This is a genomic window from Staphylococcus warneri, assembly GCF_900636385.1.
Lineage (GTDB): Bacteria > Bacillota > Bacilli > Staphylococcales > Staphylococcaceae > Staphylococcus > Staphylococcus warneri.
In genome coordinates this window covers 1,386,243-1,402,679 of record NZ_LR134269.1, presented here as the reverse complement: position 1 = coordinate 1,402,679, position 16,437 = coordinate 1,386,243, and the positions used below count along the sequence as shown (strand labels likewise).

The following is a 16,437-nucleotide window of genomic DNA, read 5'->3' as shown; positions in this document are numbered from 1 at the left end:
AATTGATAATGATTCTCAATTTCATTTAAAATAATGATAAGGAGGATGATTATGAAAAATACATATAAACTACTTATTATTTTAATCATTGGTATTGTACTAACTGCTTGTAGTCAAACGTCAGATCAATCTAGTAAAAATTCAAAGGACACTGTAAGTATCAAAAATACTTATGAGTTTAAAGATAAAAATAACACCCACTCACAAGGTGTAAAGAAAACTGAGACAGTCAAAGTTCCTAAAAATCCTGAACGAGTTGCTGTCTTAGATTATGGTGCATTAGACATTATGCAACAAATGGATTTAAAAAGTCATGTAAAAGCAGTTGCTAAAGGACAAGGGAATGCATTTCTCCCCCACGCTTTAAATGAATTTAAAAGTGATCAATATATCAATTTGGGTAACCCTGGGCGACCTAAATACGATAATTTAGCCAAAGCAAAACCAGATTTAATCTTAGCCTCTTTCAGACAAGCACATACAAAAACAATCGATGAAATGAAAAAAGCTGCGCCCGATGCTAAAATTTTATTTGTTAGTCCAGATAGTGAAAATTATATTTCATCAATAGAAACAACAACCAATCAATTAGGGAAAATATTTAATAAAAAAGATAAGGCCAACACACTTAATCGAGAATTAAAAGAAAAAGTAAATGAGACAAAACGTGCGATTAATAAGGACAAAGTATTGCTACTAGTTGTTGATGATAAAGGTATGAAAGCATTTGGACAAACTGGTCGATTTGGTGGTTTCTTGAATAAGGATTTAGGTATACAACATGCGGACAATAACATGAAAGCCAATTCTGCAGGAAATCAAATCAGTTATGAATATTTAAATAAAATTAATCCAGATAAACTATTTGTGATTAATCGAACAAAAGATGGCAATGATCAGCATTTACCTAAAGAACTAAATAATAAGGTTATTAAAAATATAAAAGCAATTAAAAATCATAATGTATATCAATTTGAATCTAATGCTTGGTATTTTGGTGAAGGTGGTAATCAACTTACAATAGATCAACTTGAACATATTCAAGACGCCTTTGAAGATAAGAAATAATTGGTTAACAAATTCTATATAAAGAAGCCCAAAGTCACTTTGAAATAAAAGTCATCTTTGGGCTTCTTTGGTATAGGTTTATCACATAATTTAATTTGATTCGTATAAAGCTACAAGTTGTTTGGTATAGGGATGCCTATGATGGCTGAATAGTTGATTGGTAGCAAAATCATCAACGAGCGCCCCATCTTTTATTACAATAATCCGGTGACAAATACGTTGGATTACAGATAAATCATGTGAAATCATGATTAAAGTATATGGGTGTTTACGGTAGTTTGCAGTTAAAATATCTAACATATGCTGTTCTGCGATAACGTCTAAGTTTGAAGTAATTTCATCACAAATTAATACTTTGGGTTTAACTAACAATGTTCGTAGCAAGTTAAATCTTTGTAATTGACCGCCACTTAATTCATTTGGATATTTGCTAAGTAAAGATAACGACAAGTCAAATGATGATGTAGTGTTTTGAATCATTTGATCAATATGCTGAGTCGTATGCTTTTTATAATACAAGAGTGGCTCAGCTAATGATTGCTGAATAGTTAATTTAGGATTGAAACTGTCAGAAGCATGTTGGAATACGGGTAAAATATCATGTGTATCAACATCTATGTAACCAGTTGTTGGCTTAAGTTCGTGTAATAAAAGTGAACTAAGTGTACTCTTACCTGACCCACTTTCACCTAAAATACCAACTATTTCATTATCTTCTATTGTTAAATTGATATGGCTTAATACAGTTTGTTGTTTATGATAATTGAATGAGATATTGTCTAATTTAATCATGATATTCCCTCTTTATATGACTTCTAAAATGAAATAATCGTTGAGCGTATGTTGTCGATTGTTTACTTTCAAAATAAGAACGATTACCACTATCAACAATTTGTCCATTTTGAATTACATCTATTTGATCTGCATATTTAAGAACATGGCTCATATTGTGAGTAACGATTAATAAAGTTTGATGATGGTCCTTAACAATATGTTCAAGTAAATCCATTATTTGTAGACCATTTACCATATCTAATGATGCCACTGGTTCATCTGCAATGATAAGTTTAGGATCAAGCATAAGTACGCTTGCAATGTAAACACGTTCAAGTTGACCACCAGATAATTGAAAACTATAGAGTGTTAAAATCTCTTCGCTTGATAAATTCACCCATGTGAGTGCTTCTTTTACTTTAGTTTTAGCAACTTGTTTTGATACATCAAAATGTGTACGATAAATGGCTATGAGTTGCTTACCTAACTTGGTATGGTCATTAAAACTTTGGGTATAGTTTTGAGAAATATAGCCAATGTCTTTTCCTAAATGATCATCTAATTGTGTCACAGGATGACCATAATATAAGAAATCATCATATTCGATATGAAAATCATGAGGTAATTGATTCAATATAAAACGTATAGCTAAAGTTTTACCTGCCCCACTTTCTCCAATAATTGCATTGATTTGTTGTGTCTTGATAGATAAATCTACATGGTTTAAAAGTGATTGACCTTTTGAATCATTAATGGTGAGCCCTTTAACTTCTATGATATTCAATTTAGTCACCTCTTCCTATTAGTAATCGATCACGGAGTGCATCACCTGTTAAGTTAAAGATTAATATCGTCATAGCAATAACAGACGCAGGTGCAATGATCATAATCGGATGAGAGGTTATAAAGTCACGTCCTGCTTGCAACATTGCCCCCCATTCTGGTGATGGTGGTTGTGCACCTAAACCTAAAAATGATAAAGAACTAATGTATAATACAATCTTGCCGAAATCCACAATGATTAATACGAGAATGAATGGCAGTACTTTAGGTAATAAATGCTTAAATAAAATCGTTAATGTAGGTACTTTGAAAAGTTGTGCCATACGAATATATGATTGATGCATTTCTGTATTCACAATTCCTCTTGTCACCCGTGCGTAATTCATCCACTTAATTACTGTAATGGCTATAACTAAGTTCCATATACTTGGATGGAAGAAACTTGCAAGTGCAATCATAATGACAAATTCTGGGATACTTAAACCGATATCAATCATACGCATGATGATTGTGTCTATCCAGCCTTTTTTATAACCAGACAGTAGGCCTAGAGGTACGCCAATAATGACTGTAAATATTAAAGTGAGCACAGTGATAAATAACGTAGAACGTGCTCCTACTACGAGACGAGTGAATAAATCTCTACCATAATCATCTGTACCTAATAAATGTTGTGCACTCATTGGTTCAAATGTTTGAGACAAATGTACTTTTGTAGCAGCATCGTCATTCACAAATAGTTGCATGATAACAATGAATAAAATATATATGAAAAATACATAAAATATCCAATTTGAACGATTGATTTTAATTTTCATGGTGTGTCGCCTCCTTATCATTAAATGATTGAGACGATTTAGGCCATGCTTGCTGCGTTAATCCTTGTTTAGGATCTAAGCAAATACTTAATAAATCCGCACATGTATTAATAATAATCACTAATGTACCAATAAATAATACGATGCCTTGTATCACAGGATAATCTCTAGCACGAATACTATCGACTAAAAACGCGCCTAAACCAGGTATTTCAAATAAATTTTCAATAACCACTGTGCCACCTACTAAACTACCAACAGAAAGACCAATGAGTGGTATAGTTGGCAATAATGCTGGCTTGAGTAGATCGTGTAACAAAATATACTCCTCTGACATCCCTCTTAACCTTGAAGCTTGGACAATTGGACTTTGATATAAATCTAGTAGATTAGATCTAATTAATCTAATGAGATAAGCACACATACCAATACTCATAGTTAGTATAGGTAGAATGTATGAAACCCATTGACCATCACTAGCTGGAGGAAGTAAGTTTAATTTTAAATCAAATATATATAATAGTAGTATACCTATGAAAAATGCAGGTAAACTAACAGATAAAGAGGTAAAAATTCTAATTATGCGATCAATTGGACGATGATAATTAATTGCTGCAAGTATACCTAATGGCACTGAAATGATGACTGACATGATTAATGTTCCTACAGTAATGATTAGTGTAGGAGGTGCATATGTTGTAATCTCTTGGCTAACTGGCTCGTTAGTTTGATAACTAACACCTAAATCTAAATGTAATATTTGGATTATCCAATGCCACCATTGCGCCAATAGCGATTCATTTAGTCCTAATTTATTTTCGGTCGCTTTTATTTGAGCGTTTGATACTTGCGCAGTGTCTAAATGTAATATTTTGTCTACTGGATTACCAGGAGATAATTTCATTAGAATAAACGTAATTGTAGATAAGATAAATAATACTACAATCGTTTGTAGACACTTTGAAATGATTATTTTAATTAAATTCATATGTATCTCTCCATTAGTTGTCCTATAATATGATAGTTAAAATTAAATGCATGACCTAAATTGTAAAACCCAACTCTGTTTAATAGTTTCAGAATTGGGCATTTGACCGTTATATGTTAACGACGACGAAAATGATTCATATCTTTTTCATGTTCAAATTGTTCATATCGACGCATATCTTTTTCGAGTTGTCTTTTCTTTCTTTCACGTCTCCAATTACGTGTGAAGTACCATAATAAGAAACTGATAATTAAGCTCATAATCGCCATAAAAGCAGCATACCCTAATAAAGGTTGAAATGTAATATCTTGGAAATTAGGAATAAAGAATGCTAATACACCTAATACTACAAAAGAAATAACTGCTGCAATAAACCATCTATGTAAGACTAAAGTACAGAAAACAGTTAAAATGATAACTGCTAATATAGAAATCCATAGAAAATTCGGCATATCAAAAATAGTCATAAATGGATTCTCCTTAATTTTAAATAATACTAACATTATTATACTATTTAATTTACTTTAACTAAACCTACTATAGTAGTATTTCTGAACGATTAATTACTGATTAAGTACAGATTTATGATTGATATGTATCAACTGCGTTTCGAATTTAACTCATGTATAATAAAATTATTGATTACAAACAGGGAGTGAATCATATTGACACAAGGTTTACCAAATAGACAAGATATATCTAGCACTGAAACATGGGATTTAAAGGATTTATTCCAAAATGATAAAGATTTTTACCAAACATTAGATGAGATGATAACATCTTCATTATCTTTTCATGAGCGTTACAATGGTCAATTAACTGAAATTGATACGATTGAACGTGCACTTAAAGATTATGAAGCACTTCTAATACAGATTGATCGATTAGGCAATTATGCAGAATTACGTTTAAGCGTGGACACAACAGATGAAGCTGCACAGACATTAAATGCTAAATTAAATACATCTTATGGCAAAATCGCAAGTCGATTATCATTTGTAGAATCAGAAATATTAAATTTGAATAATGACACGTTACAACAACTGAAATCTCAACACAATATCCACATTACATTCAACAATTAATTGTACGCAAACCGTATCAATTAGATCCTAAAGTTGAACAAACATTAGCTAGTCTGTCCCCTACTTTAAATCAACCTTATGATTTATATGGTACAACTAAAATGTTAGATATTGCATTTGAATCATTTAAACATAACAATACAGAGTATCCAATGGATTATGCGACATTTGAAAATGAATATGAGGATCATGCTGACCCTGAATTTAGACAGAAAAGTTTTAAAGCGTTTAGTGATGCAATTAGACGTTATCAACATACAACAGCTGCAACTTATAATATGCAAGTACAACAAGAAAAAATTGAAGCGGATTTAAGAGGATATGATTCAGTTATTGATTATTTATTACAAGAACAAGAAGTGACTCGTGATATGTTTGACAGACAAATTGATGTCATCATGAGTGATTTAGCACCTGTCATGCAAAAATATGCTAAATTACTTCAACGTGTACATGGATTGGACAAAATGCGTTTTGAAGATTTAAAGGTTTCAATTGATCCTAGTTATGAACCGGATATCTCTATTGATGAATCTAAATCTTATATTTATGGTGCACTTGATGTACTTGGCGAAGATTATCATTCTATGATTGAGTCAGCATACCAAAATCGTTGGATAGATTTCGCTCAAAATAAAGGGAAAGATACTGGTGCGTTCTGTGCTAGTCCCTATTTCACACATTCTTATGTCTTTATTTCATGGACAGGGAAAATGGCCGAAACATTTGTCCTGGCACATGAATTAGGACATGCAGGGCATTTTACTTTAGCACAACAAAATCAGAATTTCTTAGAATCTGAAGCTTCGATGTATTTTGTGGAAGCACCATCAACAATGAACGAGATGTTAATGGCAAATTATTTATTTAATCATAGCGAAGATCCACGATTTAAACGTTGGGTCATTGGTTCTATACTTTCTCGTACGTATTATCATAATATGGTGACGCATTTGCTAGAAGCGGCTTACCAACGCGAAGTATATCAGAAAGTAGATAATGGAGAATCATTAACAGCACCAGTGTTAAATGATATTATGCTTAATGTTTATCAACAATTCTTTGGTAATGCAGTTGAAATGACAGATGGTACGGAGTTAACTTGGATGAGACAACCACATTATTATATGGGACTCTATTCTTATACTTATTCCGCGGGCTTAACAATTGGAACGGTCATGTCACAAAAAATAAAAAAAGAAGGACAACCAGCTGTTAATGCTTGGTTAAATACGTTAAAATCAGGCGGTAGTTTATCACCAGTTGCTTTAGCAAAACAAGCAGGTGTTGATATAACAACAGAAGCACCATTGAAAGACACAATTCGATATATATCTGAATTGGTCGATGAAGCCATTGCCCTCACTGATGAAATTGAAGCTAATTCATAAGTAAAACAAATCCCCTAAATGTAGCTAAGAGCTATCATTTAGGGGATTTTTATATCTTTTTGGTCTAACAAATACGAATATGAGTCCGTTACATTTAAATTTGGGTTAAATAGGAAATTTAGCGACCGGCTTCGTAATGTTCACCTGTGAGAAAGTAATATACACTTTCCGCAATATTACTAATATGATCTCCAACACGTTCTAGATTCCTAGCAGCTAGGTGTGCTTGCCCTGCTACAAAAGGATCGTTATCAATTAAATAAGTCGTATTGACAATGTTGATATATAAATCATCGATATCTTGATCTCGTTCAATAATTTCTTTAATTAAAGTAATATCTTCATTTTTAACAGCTGTATTTAAATCTTCAAGCATTAACATAGCTAATTTGCCCATAGTCTTTAATCTTGTTAAGACATAATGATCCGTAATTTTTACTCTGAGTCGAATATGAGCGATGTTTGCGGCGTTATCACCCATACGTTCAAAGTCAGTAGAAATCTTTAAAGCTGCCATCATCATGCGTAAGTCTGTTGCAATCGGTTGTTGCTTTGTAATAAGCATGATGACTTTTTCATTAATTTCATAGTCTAAACGATTGATTTCTTTATCTTTTTCAATCGTCTCTCTAGCGAAAGTTCTCTTATCATCACTTAACGACACTAATGCATTTTCAATATTAAAATAAACACGAAGACCTAGTCGACGTAAATCTTTAATTAAGTCTTCTAGTTGGCCTTCGTATTTTTGTCTAATCACTGCCATATATCAACCAAATCGTCCTGAAATGTAATCTTCAGTTTGCTTATCAGCTGGATTTGAGAAAATTTTATCAGTGTCGTCATATTCATTTACATAGCCGTTCAAGAAGAAAGCTGTTTTATCAGAAACACGAGCAGCTTGTTGCATATTATGTGTAACCATGATGATAGAATAGTTTTCTTTTAATTCTTGAACAAGTTCTTCGATTTTCAATGTAGAAATAGGGTCTAATGCTGATGTTGGTTCGTCCATTAAAATTACATCAGGTTCAATTGCTAAACATCTAGCGATACATACACGTTGTTGTTGTCCACCAGATAATCCATACGCATTCATATGCAATCTATCTTTTAATTCATCCCAAATAGCTGCGCCACGTAAAGATTTTTCTACAATTTCATCTAAAATCTTTTTATTTTTTATACCGTGTGTTTTTGGTCCATACGTAATATTATCATATATAGATTTAGGGAATGGGTTTGGTTGTTGGAAGACCATACCTACATTCGTTCTTAATTTTTCTTTAGAATATTTTGCATCATAGATATTTTGATCACGATATAAAATCTTACCTGCAGTTTTTACTGAAGGTACAAGTTCAACCATACGATTTAACGCTTTAATGTAAGTTGACTTACCGCAACCTGATGGTCCGATAATAGCAGTTACATTGTTTTCAAGAATATCTAAATTGATATTTTGAAGTGCATGATTATCACCGTACCACAAGTCTAAATTTTGAGTAGAGTAAACGACCTTACGTTCACTATCAGAAATCGGATCGTGTTTATCTTGTGTAGTGACTATTGTAGATACGCCTTGATTTGAGTTGTCTTTCAATTGATCTAATTTTTTGTTTTCTTCGACTTTTGTATTAGCCATAATATAAAACTCCTTCTAATTAACTAAGTTGATTTAATGTCTACTTAATCGTAAATAACGTTTCCCTGTTTTTAAGACGTCAGCTTAAAATTTCTTACTGAATTTGTTACGGAAGAATATAGCTAGTCCATTCATTAATAATAAGATTACTAATAATACGATAATGCCTGCTGATGCGACATTTTGGAATTCTTCTTGAGGCATTTTTTGCCCAGTTATATATTTGAATTGGTAATGCTTGGAATTGATCCATAATTCCGCTTGGTAAACGTAATAGAATCGTAGGAATACCAATTAAGATTAATGGTGCTGTTTCACCTAATGCACGAGATAGCGCTAAGATGAATCCTGTTAAAATACCTGGTAAAGCTGCAGGTAAAACGACTTTATAAATCGTTTGCCATTTGTTAGCACCTAAGCCATAAGATGCTTCTCTTACAGATTTAGGTACAGCACGAATCGCTTCTTGTGCCGCCACGATAATTACCGGTAAGATTAATAAAGACATCGTTAATGCGCCGGCAAGGATAGATTTACCAAGTGATAAAGATTCAACGCCCATACCACGAACGAACAATGTAAGTCCTAATAAACCGAATACGACTGAAGGTACACCTGCTAAGTTTGAAATACAAACCTTAACAAAGTTCGTGAATGGATTTTTACGTGCATACTCTTCAAGATAAATCGCTGTGCCCACACCTAATACGATTGAAATTGGAATAATAGTAATCATTAACCATAATGTACCGACTAATGCACCTTTAACCCCTGCCATTGATGGTGTAGAAGATGAAAAGTTAGTGAAGAATGATGGTGTTAAATGTCCAGCACCTTTGATCAATGTATCAATTAATAGTGCTGCTAATACGATTAAACCGATTAATGTACAGGCTAAAAATATACCTTTGAACACTTTATTTTTAGTCATACGAGTTGAAATATTTTTATCGACTTGCTTTTGATCGATTAATGTTTTGTTATTACCATTTGCTGTATTAGTAGTTGTCGCCATTTTAATACTCCTCTCTGAAACGTTTAGAAATCCATTGTGATAGTAAGTTCATAGCTAATGTGAAAATGAATAGCGTGAAACCTACTGCATAGATACTGTAATAAACGTCTGATCCGAAAGTAGCATCGCCCGTAGCAACCTGAACGATATAACCAGTCATTGTTTGAATAGAACCAGTTAAGTTAAGTGAAGCTGTAGGTGTACTACCTGCTGCAAGAGATACAATCATTGTTTCACCGATAGCTCTCGAAACAGCTAATACGATTGAAGCTAAAATACCTGAAGCCGCTGCTGGTAACACAACTTTAATTGCAACTTCTAATTTAGTAGCACCTAATCCTAATGCACCTTCACGAATCTTATTCGGTACGGATGCCATTGCGTCTTCACTCATACTTGTAATAAGTGGAATAATCATAACACCTACGACTAATCCAGGACTGATTGAGTTGAAACTACCTAATTGTGGAAATACTGATCTTAAAATTGGTGTGACAAAAGTTAAGGCAAAGAAACCAAATACGATAGTAGGAATACCTGCTAAAATTTCTAAAATTGGTTTGATAATACGTCTAACTTTGTCAGTAGCATATTCACTTAAGTAAATAGCAGCACCTAAACCGATTGGCACGGCGAATAATGCAGCAATGATTGTGATTTTTAAAGTCCCTATGATTAATGCCCAAATACCATAAGATGGTTTAGCAGAGAATGGGTTCCAATCTGTAGAGAATAAAAATTCTGTAATTGGTACACGTGTGAAGAACGTAATTGTTTCTGTAAGTAAAGTAAATAAAATCCCTAATGTAACTAAAATTGAAATCGCTGCAATGATAGCCAAAATAATAGGTACGATTTTATCGCTTGTACCACCCTTTTTGGCATTGTTCTTAGCAATCATTTCTCTAATATTTGTTTTTGAAGCCATTTAAAAACCTCTCTCTTCTTAAATCTCCCAATTATAAAAAAAGAGTGGGAATATTTCAGGCTATAGATGAGCTAGACTCATGATTTGTAATATGACTTATAACCTGAAAAGAAAATCAGACAAAGTGGTTATTGAATTAACCACTTTGCATTGATTTTCGTTAGTATTCCCAAACTCTATTATTAATTATTTATCTTCTTTTTTATCAGATTTTTTATCAGAGTCTTTGCTGTTTTTCTTAATGTATTTTTTCAAATCTTTAAGTTCTTCTTTATAGTCTTTCTTAGGAAGTGCTACATACCCAGCATCCTCTGCTGATTTACCTTTATCTTCAAGTGTAAATTTCATGAATTCTTGGAATGCTTTATTTTCTTTTAATGATTTCTCTTTAGCGTAGATGAATAATGGTCTACTTAATGCATAAGAGTTATCTTGAATTGTTTTCTTAGTTGGTTCTGTGTCTTTACCTTTATCGTCTTTGATTTTAACTTCTTTTAACTTATCTTTATTTTGTTGATAGAAGTTATAACCGAAGTAACCGATACCTTCTTTATTCTTTTCAACTGATTGAACGATTACGTTTGTATCAGCATTTTTCTCAGCTTTGATATCACCTTTGTCCATTACTTCTTCAGTAAAGAAGTCGAATGTACCATGTGATTGGTCAGGTGAGAAAGCTTTGATTTTCTTATCTGGCCATTTAGAGTTAACATCTTTCCAAGTTTTAGCTTTGCCAGAGTAAATTTCTTTAAGTTGGTCTTTAGATAATGATTTAACAAAGTCGTTATCTTTGTTTACTGTAACTGTTACACCATCTTGTGCAATTTTGTATTCTTTGTATTTAATGCCTTTATCTTCTAATTTTTTCTTTTCTTCATCTTTAATTGGTCTTGAAGCATTTGAGAAATCTGTTTCACCAGAAATGAATTTCTCGAATCCGCCACCAGTTCCTGAAGTACCAGATGATACTGTAGCGTTAGGATAATCTTTAGCGAATTTTTCGTTTAATTTTTCAATGATTGGACCGACTGTTGATGACCCGTCACCTTTTACTTTTCCACTTACATCTTTACCTTCGCCTGAACCGCCGTTGTTACCGCCACCACAAGCGCCTAAAAGTACTGAAGCTCCTAATACAGTCGTACCGACTAATTGCCACTTTTTCATTGAAACATCCTCCTAATATAAATAACCCAAATGTTATATGTATTTCTTACAGTTCTAATACTAAAGGTTTATTGTTAATTAATAATAGAGCTAATGTAAATGTTTTGTTAAGAATGATAATTGAATTGTAAATGTGCTTCGAACATTGATATAGCAAGGTTTTTAAAGTATGGAATTTTGGAGATTAATGTAAATTTTCAGTTGTTAAAATGAATACATATAAGAATTATGGTTTTGGGGACATAAAGTATTACAAAAATAGCGCTTATTGAAATATTTCATTCAATAAGCGCTATGGTGATATGATTCGACTATACTAATAGAAGAAATGCGTTTTGTATTAAGAATTTTGTTGTTCTTCCATACGAGACCAACCTTTTTTCGTTAAGCTAATTTTACCCGTTTCGATATTAATTATCTTTTGTTTATATAGATGACCAATGGCACGTTTAAATGAACCTTTACTCATATTAAATACTTCTTTAATAGCTTCGGGACTTGATTTATCCCAAAAAGGTAATTCGCCATCATATTCCACAAGTAAATCAAATATGACTTGACCATCATCGTCTAACCTTTCATGAGCTAAAGGTAAAAATGAACCATTAAGTTCACCGCGCTCATTATGACCAATGATACGAACGGTTACTAATTCACCTAATCTTGGCTCTGCTTTACGTTCAGATTCATGAACAAAAATTTTATAACCTTCTGTACTTAATAAGAAACTACCCACTCTTAATACACGATATGGTCTAGCTTCTAACATTTCATTTTGTTTACTATCATCGTTAATTGGTGTGTACATGTTATCAACGATACCTTCACTTGCTAATCGTGCGAACATTTGGTTCTGACTATCAATTCTTAATGTAACAAGTAATTGATCTCCTGCTTCTGGCCATAGTGTTTTAACCTTTGGTAGATCTTCCCATGGTATTAATACTTCTCTTGGAAGACCAACATCGACACGTGCACCATCTCGATCGACTTTAAGTACCTTTGCAAAGTCATATTTGTCTTTTGTAATATCAGGCATATTTTGTGTCGCAAATAATTCGCCTGATCGATTTGGATAAATGAAGAAACTGTATTCTTCACCTTTTTGTAATTCATCTTCTTCATTTACTTCGGATTGATTGAGTTTAACTTGTTCTCCATTGGGTCCTTTTAACATGTATGTTGATCCTTGTAAGCCAGTTACTTCAAGAAATTCTATAGAACCTACGATATCTTTTTCTAGTGCCATTATATTCTCCTTCGAGTCTTTTATTCTTTTATAGTATAACATGAGTCTTGTAATCTATCATTACAAGTTATAGGTGGTCGAAACTATCGTTATAATATGATATAATTCTTCCGTTAGAATAACGATATAAAAAAGGAGCAAATGCATGTTACAAGTAACTGATGTAAGTTTACGTTTTGGTGATCGTAAGCTATTTGAAGATGTAAATATTAAATTTACTGAGGGTAATTGCTATGGATTAATTGGTGCAAATGGTGCAGGTAAATCTACTTTCTTAAAAATTTTATCTGGTGAGTTGGATTCACAAACGGGTCATGTGTCATTAGGTAAAGATGAAAGATTAGCGATTTTAAAACAGGATCACTTCGCATATGAAGATGAACGTGTTCTAGATGTCGTGATCAAAGGTCATGAACGTTTATATGAAGTAATGAAAGAAAAAGATGAAATCTACATGAAACCAGACTTTAGTGATGAAGATGGTATTCGTGCTGCTGAACTTGAAGGCGAATTTGCTGAAATGAATGGATGGAATGCTGAAGCAGATGCAGCTAACCTACTTTCAGGATTAGGTATCGATGCATCATTACAAGACAAGAAAATGTCTGAACTTGAAAATAACCAAAAAGTAAAAGTATTGTTAGCACAAAGTTTATTTGGCGATCCAGACGTACTATTACTAGATGAGCCTACCAATGGTTTGGATATTCCAGCTATTAGTTGGTTAGAAGACTTTTTAATTAACTTTGAAAATACAGTTATTGTAGTATCCCATGACCGTCACTTCTTAAATAATGTGTGTACGCATATTGCTGACTTAGACTTCGGTAAAATTAAAGTTTACGTTGGTAACTATGATTTCTGGTATCAATCAAGTCAATTAGCTCAAAAAATGGCTCAAGAACAAAACAAGAAAAAAGAAGAAAAAATTAAAGAATTACAAGATTTCGTTGCTCGTTTCTCAGCGAATGCTTCTAAATCTAAACAGGCAACAAGTCGTAAGAAACAATTAGAAAAAATTGAATTAGATGATATCCAACCTTCATCCAGACGTTATCCATATGTAAAATTCACACCTGAAAGAGAAATTGGTAATGATTTATTAACTGTACAAAACCTTTCTAAAACTATTGATGGCGAAAAAGTATTAGATAACATTTCATTTACAATGAATCCTAATGATAAAGCCATTTTAATTGGTGATAGTGAGATTGCAAAAACAACATTACTTAAAATCTTAGCTGGTGAAATGGAACCAGATGAAGGATCTTATAAATGGGGTGTAACAACTTCATTAAGTTACTTCCCTAAAGATAATTCTGAATTCTTTGATGGTGTGGATATGAATCTTGTGGACTGGTTACGTCAATATGCGCCAGAAGATGAGCAAACTGAAACATTCTTACGCGGCTTCTTAGGACGTATGTTGTTTAGTGGCGAAGAAGTTAAGAAAAAAGCAAGCGTGTTATCAGGTGGCGAAAAAGTTCGCTGTATGTTAAGTAAAATGATGCTATCAAGTGCTAACGTGTTACTACTAGATGAGCCAACCAACCACTTAGACTTAGAAAGTATCACCGCAGTCAATGATGGTTTGAAATCATTTAAAGGTTCATTGATCTTTACATCATATGACTTTGAATTTATCAATACAATTGCTAACCGTGTGATTGATTTAAATCAATCTGGTGCTGTTTCTAAAGAAATTCCATATGAAGAATACTTAAAAGAAACAGGAGTATTAAAATAGATGACTTCGATTGAGCGTATGAATACATTTTGATGATGTATTTATACGCTTTTTATATACAGATATAATGAACGTTCCCCTACTACATTAGTTATTTATATTAATGACTACACTCGTCTTACCATCCGAGTGCACGAGAGATACTAACCATTAAAATGCTAAGTATCACTTTGAAATTTTCTGTTTATTTCAAAAAATCGCAATTATCGGTTTACAGTCACATGTGGTATATGTATAATAAAAACATATCAATTGAATAAGATTTTGATGAGGCGCATTAAACATGAGTAAATATTAGGCAACTGTCTGCTAACAGCTAATATTGAAAGGGGGCAATGCCGAAACGAATGATAATAGCAGGTATCATTTGTTGGACTTTTTGGTTAAGAGCTAAGAGTTTGTCATTATTTCATAATAATGGAGTGCATCACTTGTACATAAATGTAGAACAAGTCGCATTCCAGACTTGTTCTTTTTTATTGAATGGATGTGTCTCCCTACTAACTGAGGAGGACAAATATTGAATAGAAGTGTTTTGAAATTTGGCGGTTCTTCCGTCAGTGATTTTACTAAAATTAAAAATATAGCAGGTATGCTAAAAAATCGTGTTGAACAAGGTGAACAACTCATTGTGGTAGTTAGTGCAATGGGCAAAACCACGGATCAATTAATGGAGAATGTGTCCACTTTAACATCAACACCAAAAGAGCAAGAACTCGCCCTACTGTTAACTACAGGTGAGCAACAAACCGTTTCATATTTATCAATGGTACTTAATGATATTGGTATTAGCGCTAAAGCAATGACAGGATATCAAGCAGGTATCAAAACCATTGGTCATCATTTAAAAAGTAAAATTGCTGAAATTGACCCATCAACCTTTGAAACAGCTTTTGATACCCACGATGTACTTGTTATAGCTGGATTCCAAGGCATCAATGAGGATCATGAATTAACCACACTAGGACGTGGTGGTTCAGATACAACAGCAGTAGCTTTAGCGACGAGTAATCAGATTCCTTGTGAAATCTACACAGATGTTGATGGTGTATATGCTACAGACCCAAGAGTACTGAGTTATGCCAAACGTTTAGAGTATGTATCATATGAGGAAATGATGGAAATGAGCGCATTAGGTGCTGGCGTACTTGAGACACGTAGCGTAGAGTTGGCTAAAAATTATGATATACCATTATATTTAGGAAGAACGTTATCAAATGTGAAAGGAACATGGATTATGTCTAGAAGTGATTTATTAGAGAAAAAAGCAGTTACTGGGGTTGCATTAGATCAACACATGATGCATGTAACGATCACCTATCCCCTACCAGATAATCAATTATTAACACAACTATTCACAGAGCTAGAAATGGGTTCAGTTAATGTGGATATGATTTCACAAATTGTCAACCACGAAGGACTACAACTATCCTTCAGTATTAAAGATACAGATGCACATCAAATCTCAGCTATTTTAGAACAATTAGCCGTTGATTTTGAAGCTTTGGATTATAAAATTAATGAAGCATATGTCAAAATTTCATTAATCGGATCCGGTATGAGAGATATGTCAGGCGTAGCATCTAAGGCATTTATTACTTTAATCAATGCGAAGATACCTTTTTACCAAACAACCACTTCTGAAATCAGTATTTCTTATGTCATTGATGCTGAAAATGGTGAAAAAGCCGTCGAAGAATTGTACGGTGCATTTGATATATAATTGATTTTAACTTAATTTTTCACAATATTAATAATATTTAAAACGGAGTGACTTAG

13 protein-coding genes, 2 pseudogenes and 1 riboswitch are annotated in these 16,437 nt (G+C 32.9%); of the genes and pseudogenes, 4 read left to right on the top strand and 11 right to left on the bottom strand.

Annotated elements, in window-relative coordinates; translation table 11 throughout:
• Nucleotides 1-51 precede the first annotated feature (51 nt).
• A complete protein-coding gene (locus EL082_RS06810) occupies nt 52-1,068 on the top strand; it encodes a siderophore ABC transporter substrate-binding protein (protein ID WP_015365018.1) in 1,017 nt (338 codons plus the stop codon).
• A gap of 90 nt (nt 1,069-1,158) precedes the next feature.
• Here EL082_RS06810 and EL082_RS06805 read toward each other — a convergent pair whose 3' ends face one another.
• The 5 genes from EL082_RS06805 to EL082_RS06785 all read right to left on the bottom strand — a co-directional run bounded on the left by EL082_RS06805 (nt 1,159) and on the right by EL082_RS06785 (nt 4,898).
• Nucleotides 1,159-1,860, bottom strand: coding sequence for an ABC transporter ATP-binding protein (locus EL082_RS06805; protein WP_002465820.1), 702 nt, complete (start codon nt 1,858-1,860; stop codon nt 1,159-1,161).
• Nucleotides 1,853-2,626, bottom strand: a complete 774-nt coding sequence (locus EL082_RS06800; protein ID WP_002465821.1) for an ATP-binding cassette domain-containing protein — start codon at nt 2,624-2,626, stop codon at nt 1,853-1,855. Before EL082_RS06800 ends, EL082_RS06805 begins: the two co-directional genes overlap by 8 nt.
• Before the next feature lies 1 nt (nt 2,627).
• Nucleotides 2,628-3,443, bottom strand: a complete 816-nt coding sequence (gene nikC / locus EL082_RS06795) for a nickel transporter permease (RefSeq protein ID WP_049415146.1) — start codon at nt 3,441-3,443, stop codon at nt 2,628-2,630.
• Entirely contained in the window at nt 3,433-4,431 is a 999-nt protein-coding gene (gene nikB, locus EL082_RS06790; RefSeq protein ID WP_002465819.1) for a nickel ABC transporter permease, read from the bottom strand. Before nikB ends, nikC begins: the two co-directional genes overlap by 11 nt.
• A 116-nt stretch (nt 4,432-4,547) precedes the next feature.
• Nucleotides 4,548-4,898 (bottom strand): hypothetical protein, encoded by a 351-nt coding sequence (locus EL082_RS06785; protein ID WP_002465817.1) that lies wholly within the window; start codon nt 4,896-4,898, stop codon nt 4,548-4,550.
• A gap of 198 nt (nt 4,899-5,096) precedes the next feature.
• On the opposite strand from EL082_RS06785, the pseudogene pepF reads away from it, so the two are divergent.
• A pseudogene (pepF, locus tag EL082_RS06780) lies at nt 5,097-6,907 on the top strand (oligoendopeptidase F).
• Between the two features lie 118 nt (nt 6,908-7,025).
• On the opposite strand, the gene phoU reads toward pepF, so the two are convergent.
• The 6 genes and pseudogenes from phoU to cvfB form a co-directional block, all read right to left on the bottom strand.
• Nucleotides 7,026-7,673: a phosphate signaling complex protein PhoU gene (gene phoU, locus EL082_RS06775; protein WP_002451347.1), complete on the bottom strand. Its 648-nt coding sequence runs from the start codon at nt 7,671-7,673 to the stop codon at nt 7,026-7,028.
• 3 nt (nt 7,674-7,676) lie between these two features.
• A complete protein-coding gene (gene pstB / locus EL082_RS06770; RefSeq protein WP_015365014.1) occupies nt 7,677-8,552 on the bottom strand; it encodes a phosphate ABC transporter ATP-binding protein PstB in 876 nt (291 codons plus the stop codon).
• 84 nt (nt 8,553-8,636) lie between these two features.
• Nucleotides 8,637-9,567, bottom strand: a pseudogene (pstA, locus tag EL082_RS06765) (phosphate ABC transporter permease PstA).
• Between the two features lies 1 nt (nt 9,568).
• Entirely contained in the window at nt 9,569-10,495 is a 927-nt protein-coding gene (pstC, locus tag EL082_RS06760; RefSeq protein ID WP_002451350.1) for a phosphate ABC transporter permease subunit PstC, read from the bottom strand.
• 186 nt (nt 10,496-10,681) lie between these two features.
• The gene (locus EL082_RS06755) at nt 10,682-11,662 is read right to left on the bottom strand and encodes a PstS family phosphate ABC transporter substrate-binding protein (protein WP_002466849.1); all 981 of its coding nucleotides are present in this window, start codon (nt 11,660-11,662) and stop codon (nt 10,682-10,684) included.
• Between the two features lie 340 nt (nt 11,663-12,002).
• The gene (cvfB, locus tag EL082_RS06750) at nt 12,003-12,911 is read right to left on the bottom strand and encodes an RNA-binding virulence regulatory protein CvfB (RefSeq protein ID WP_002466837.1); all 909 of its coding nucleotides are present in this window, start codon (nt 12,909-12,911) and stop codon (nt 12,003-12,005) included.
• Nucleotides 12,912-13,056: 145 nt separating this feature from the next.
• Here cvfB and EL082_RS06745 point away from each other — a divergent pair, with 145 nt between their 5' ends.
• A complete protein-coding gene (locus EL082_RS06745; protein WP_002466855.1) occupies nt 13,057-14,658 on the top strand; it encodes an ABC-F family ATP-binding cassette domain-containing protein in 1,602 nt (533 codons plus the stop codon).
• Between the two features lie 259 nt (nt 14,659-14,917).
• A riboswitch (Lysine riboswitch) is annotated at nt 14,918-15,094 on the top strand.
• 81 nt (nt 15,095-15,175) lie between these two features.
• Nucleotides 15,176-16,381 (top strand): aspartate kinase, encoded by a 1,206-nt coding sequence (locus EL082_RS06740; protein WP_026088910.1) that lies wholly within the window; start codon nt 15,176-15,178, stop codon nt 16,379-16,381.
• The last annotated feature ends 56 nt before the right edge of the window (nt 16,382-16,437 follow it).

Coding starts and splice junctions, on each gene's coding strand:
- EL082_RS06810 (WP_015365018.1), top strand. CDS start 52: ATGAAAAATACATATAAACTACTTATTATTTTAATCATTGGTATTGTA.
- EL082_RS06805 (WP_002465820.1), bottom strand. CDS start 1,860: ATGATTAAATTAGACAATATCTCATTCAATTATCATAAACAACAAACT.
- nikC (WP_049415146.1), bottom strand. CDS start 3,443: ATGAAAATTAAAATCAATCGTTCAAATTGGATATTTTATGTATTTTTC.
- nikB (WP_002465819.1), bottom strand. CDS start 4,431: ATGAATTTAATTAAAATAATCATTTCAAAGTGTCTACAAACGATTGTA.
- EL082_RS06785 (WP_002465817.1), bottom strand. CDS start 4,898: ATGACTATTTTTGATATGCCGAATTTTCTATGGATTTCTATATTAGCA.
- phoU (WP_002451347.1), bottom strand. CDS start 7,673: ATGGCAGTGATTAGACAAAAATACGAAGGCCAACTAGAAGACTTAATT.
- pstB (WP_015365014.1), bottom strand. CDS start 8,552: ATGGCTAATACAAAAGTCGAAGAAAACAAAAAATTAGATCAATTGAAA.
- pstC (WP_002451350.1), bottom strand. CDS start 10,495: ATGGCTTCAAAAACAAATATTAGAGAAATGATTGCTAAGAACAATGCC.
- EL082_RS06755 (WP_002466849.1), bottom strand. CDS start 11,662: ATGAAAAAGTGGCAATTAGTCGGTACGACTGTATTAGGAGCTTCAGTA.
- cvfB (WP_002466837.1), bottom strand. CDS start 12,911: ATGGCACTAGAAAAAGATATCGTAGGTTCTATAGAATTTCTTGAAGTA.
- EL082_RS06745 (WP_002466855.1), top strand. CDS start 13,057: ATGTTACAAGTAACTGATGTAAGTTTACGTTTTGGTGATCGTAAGCTA.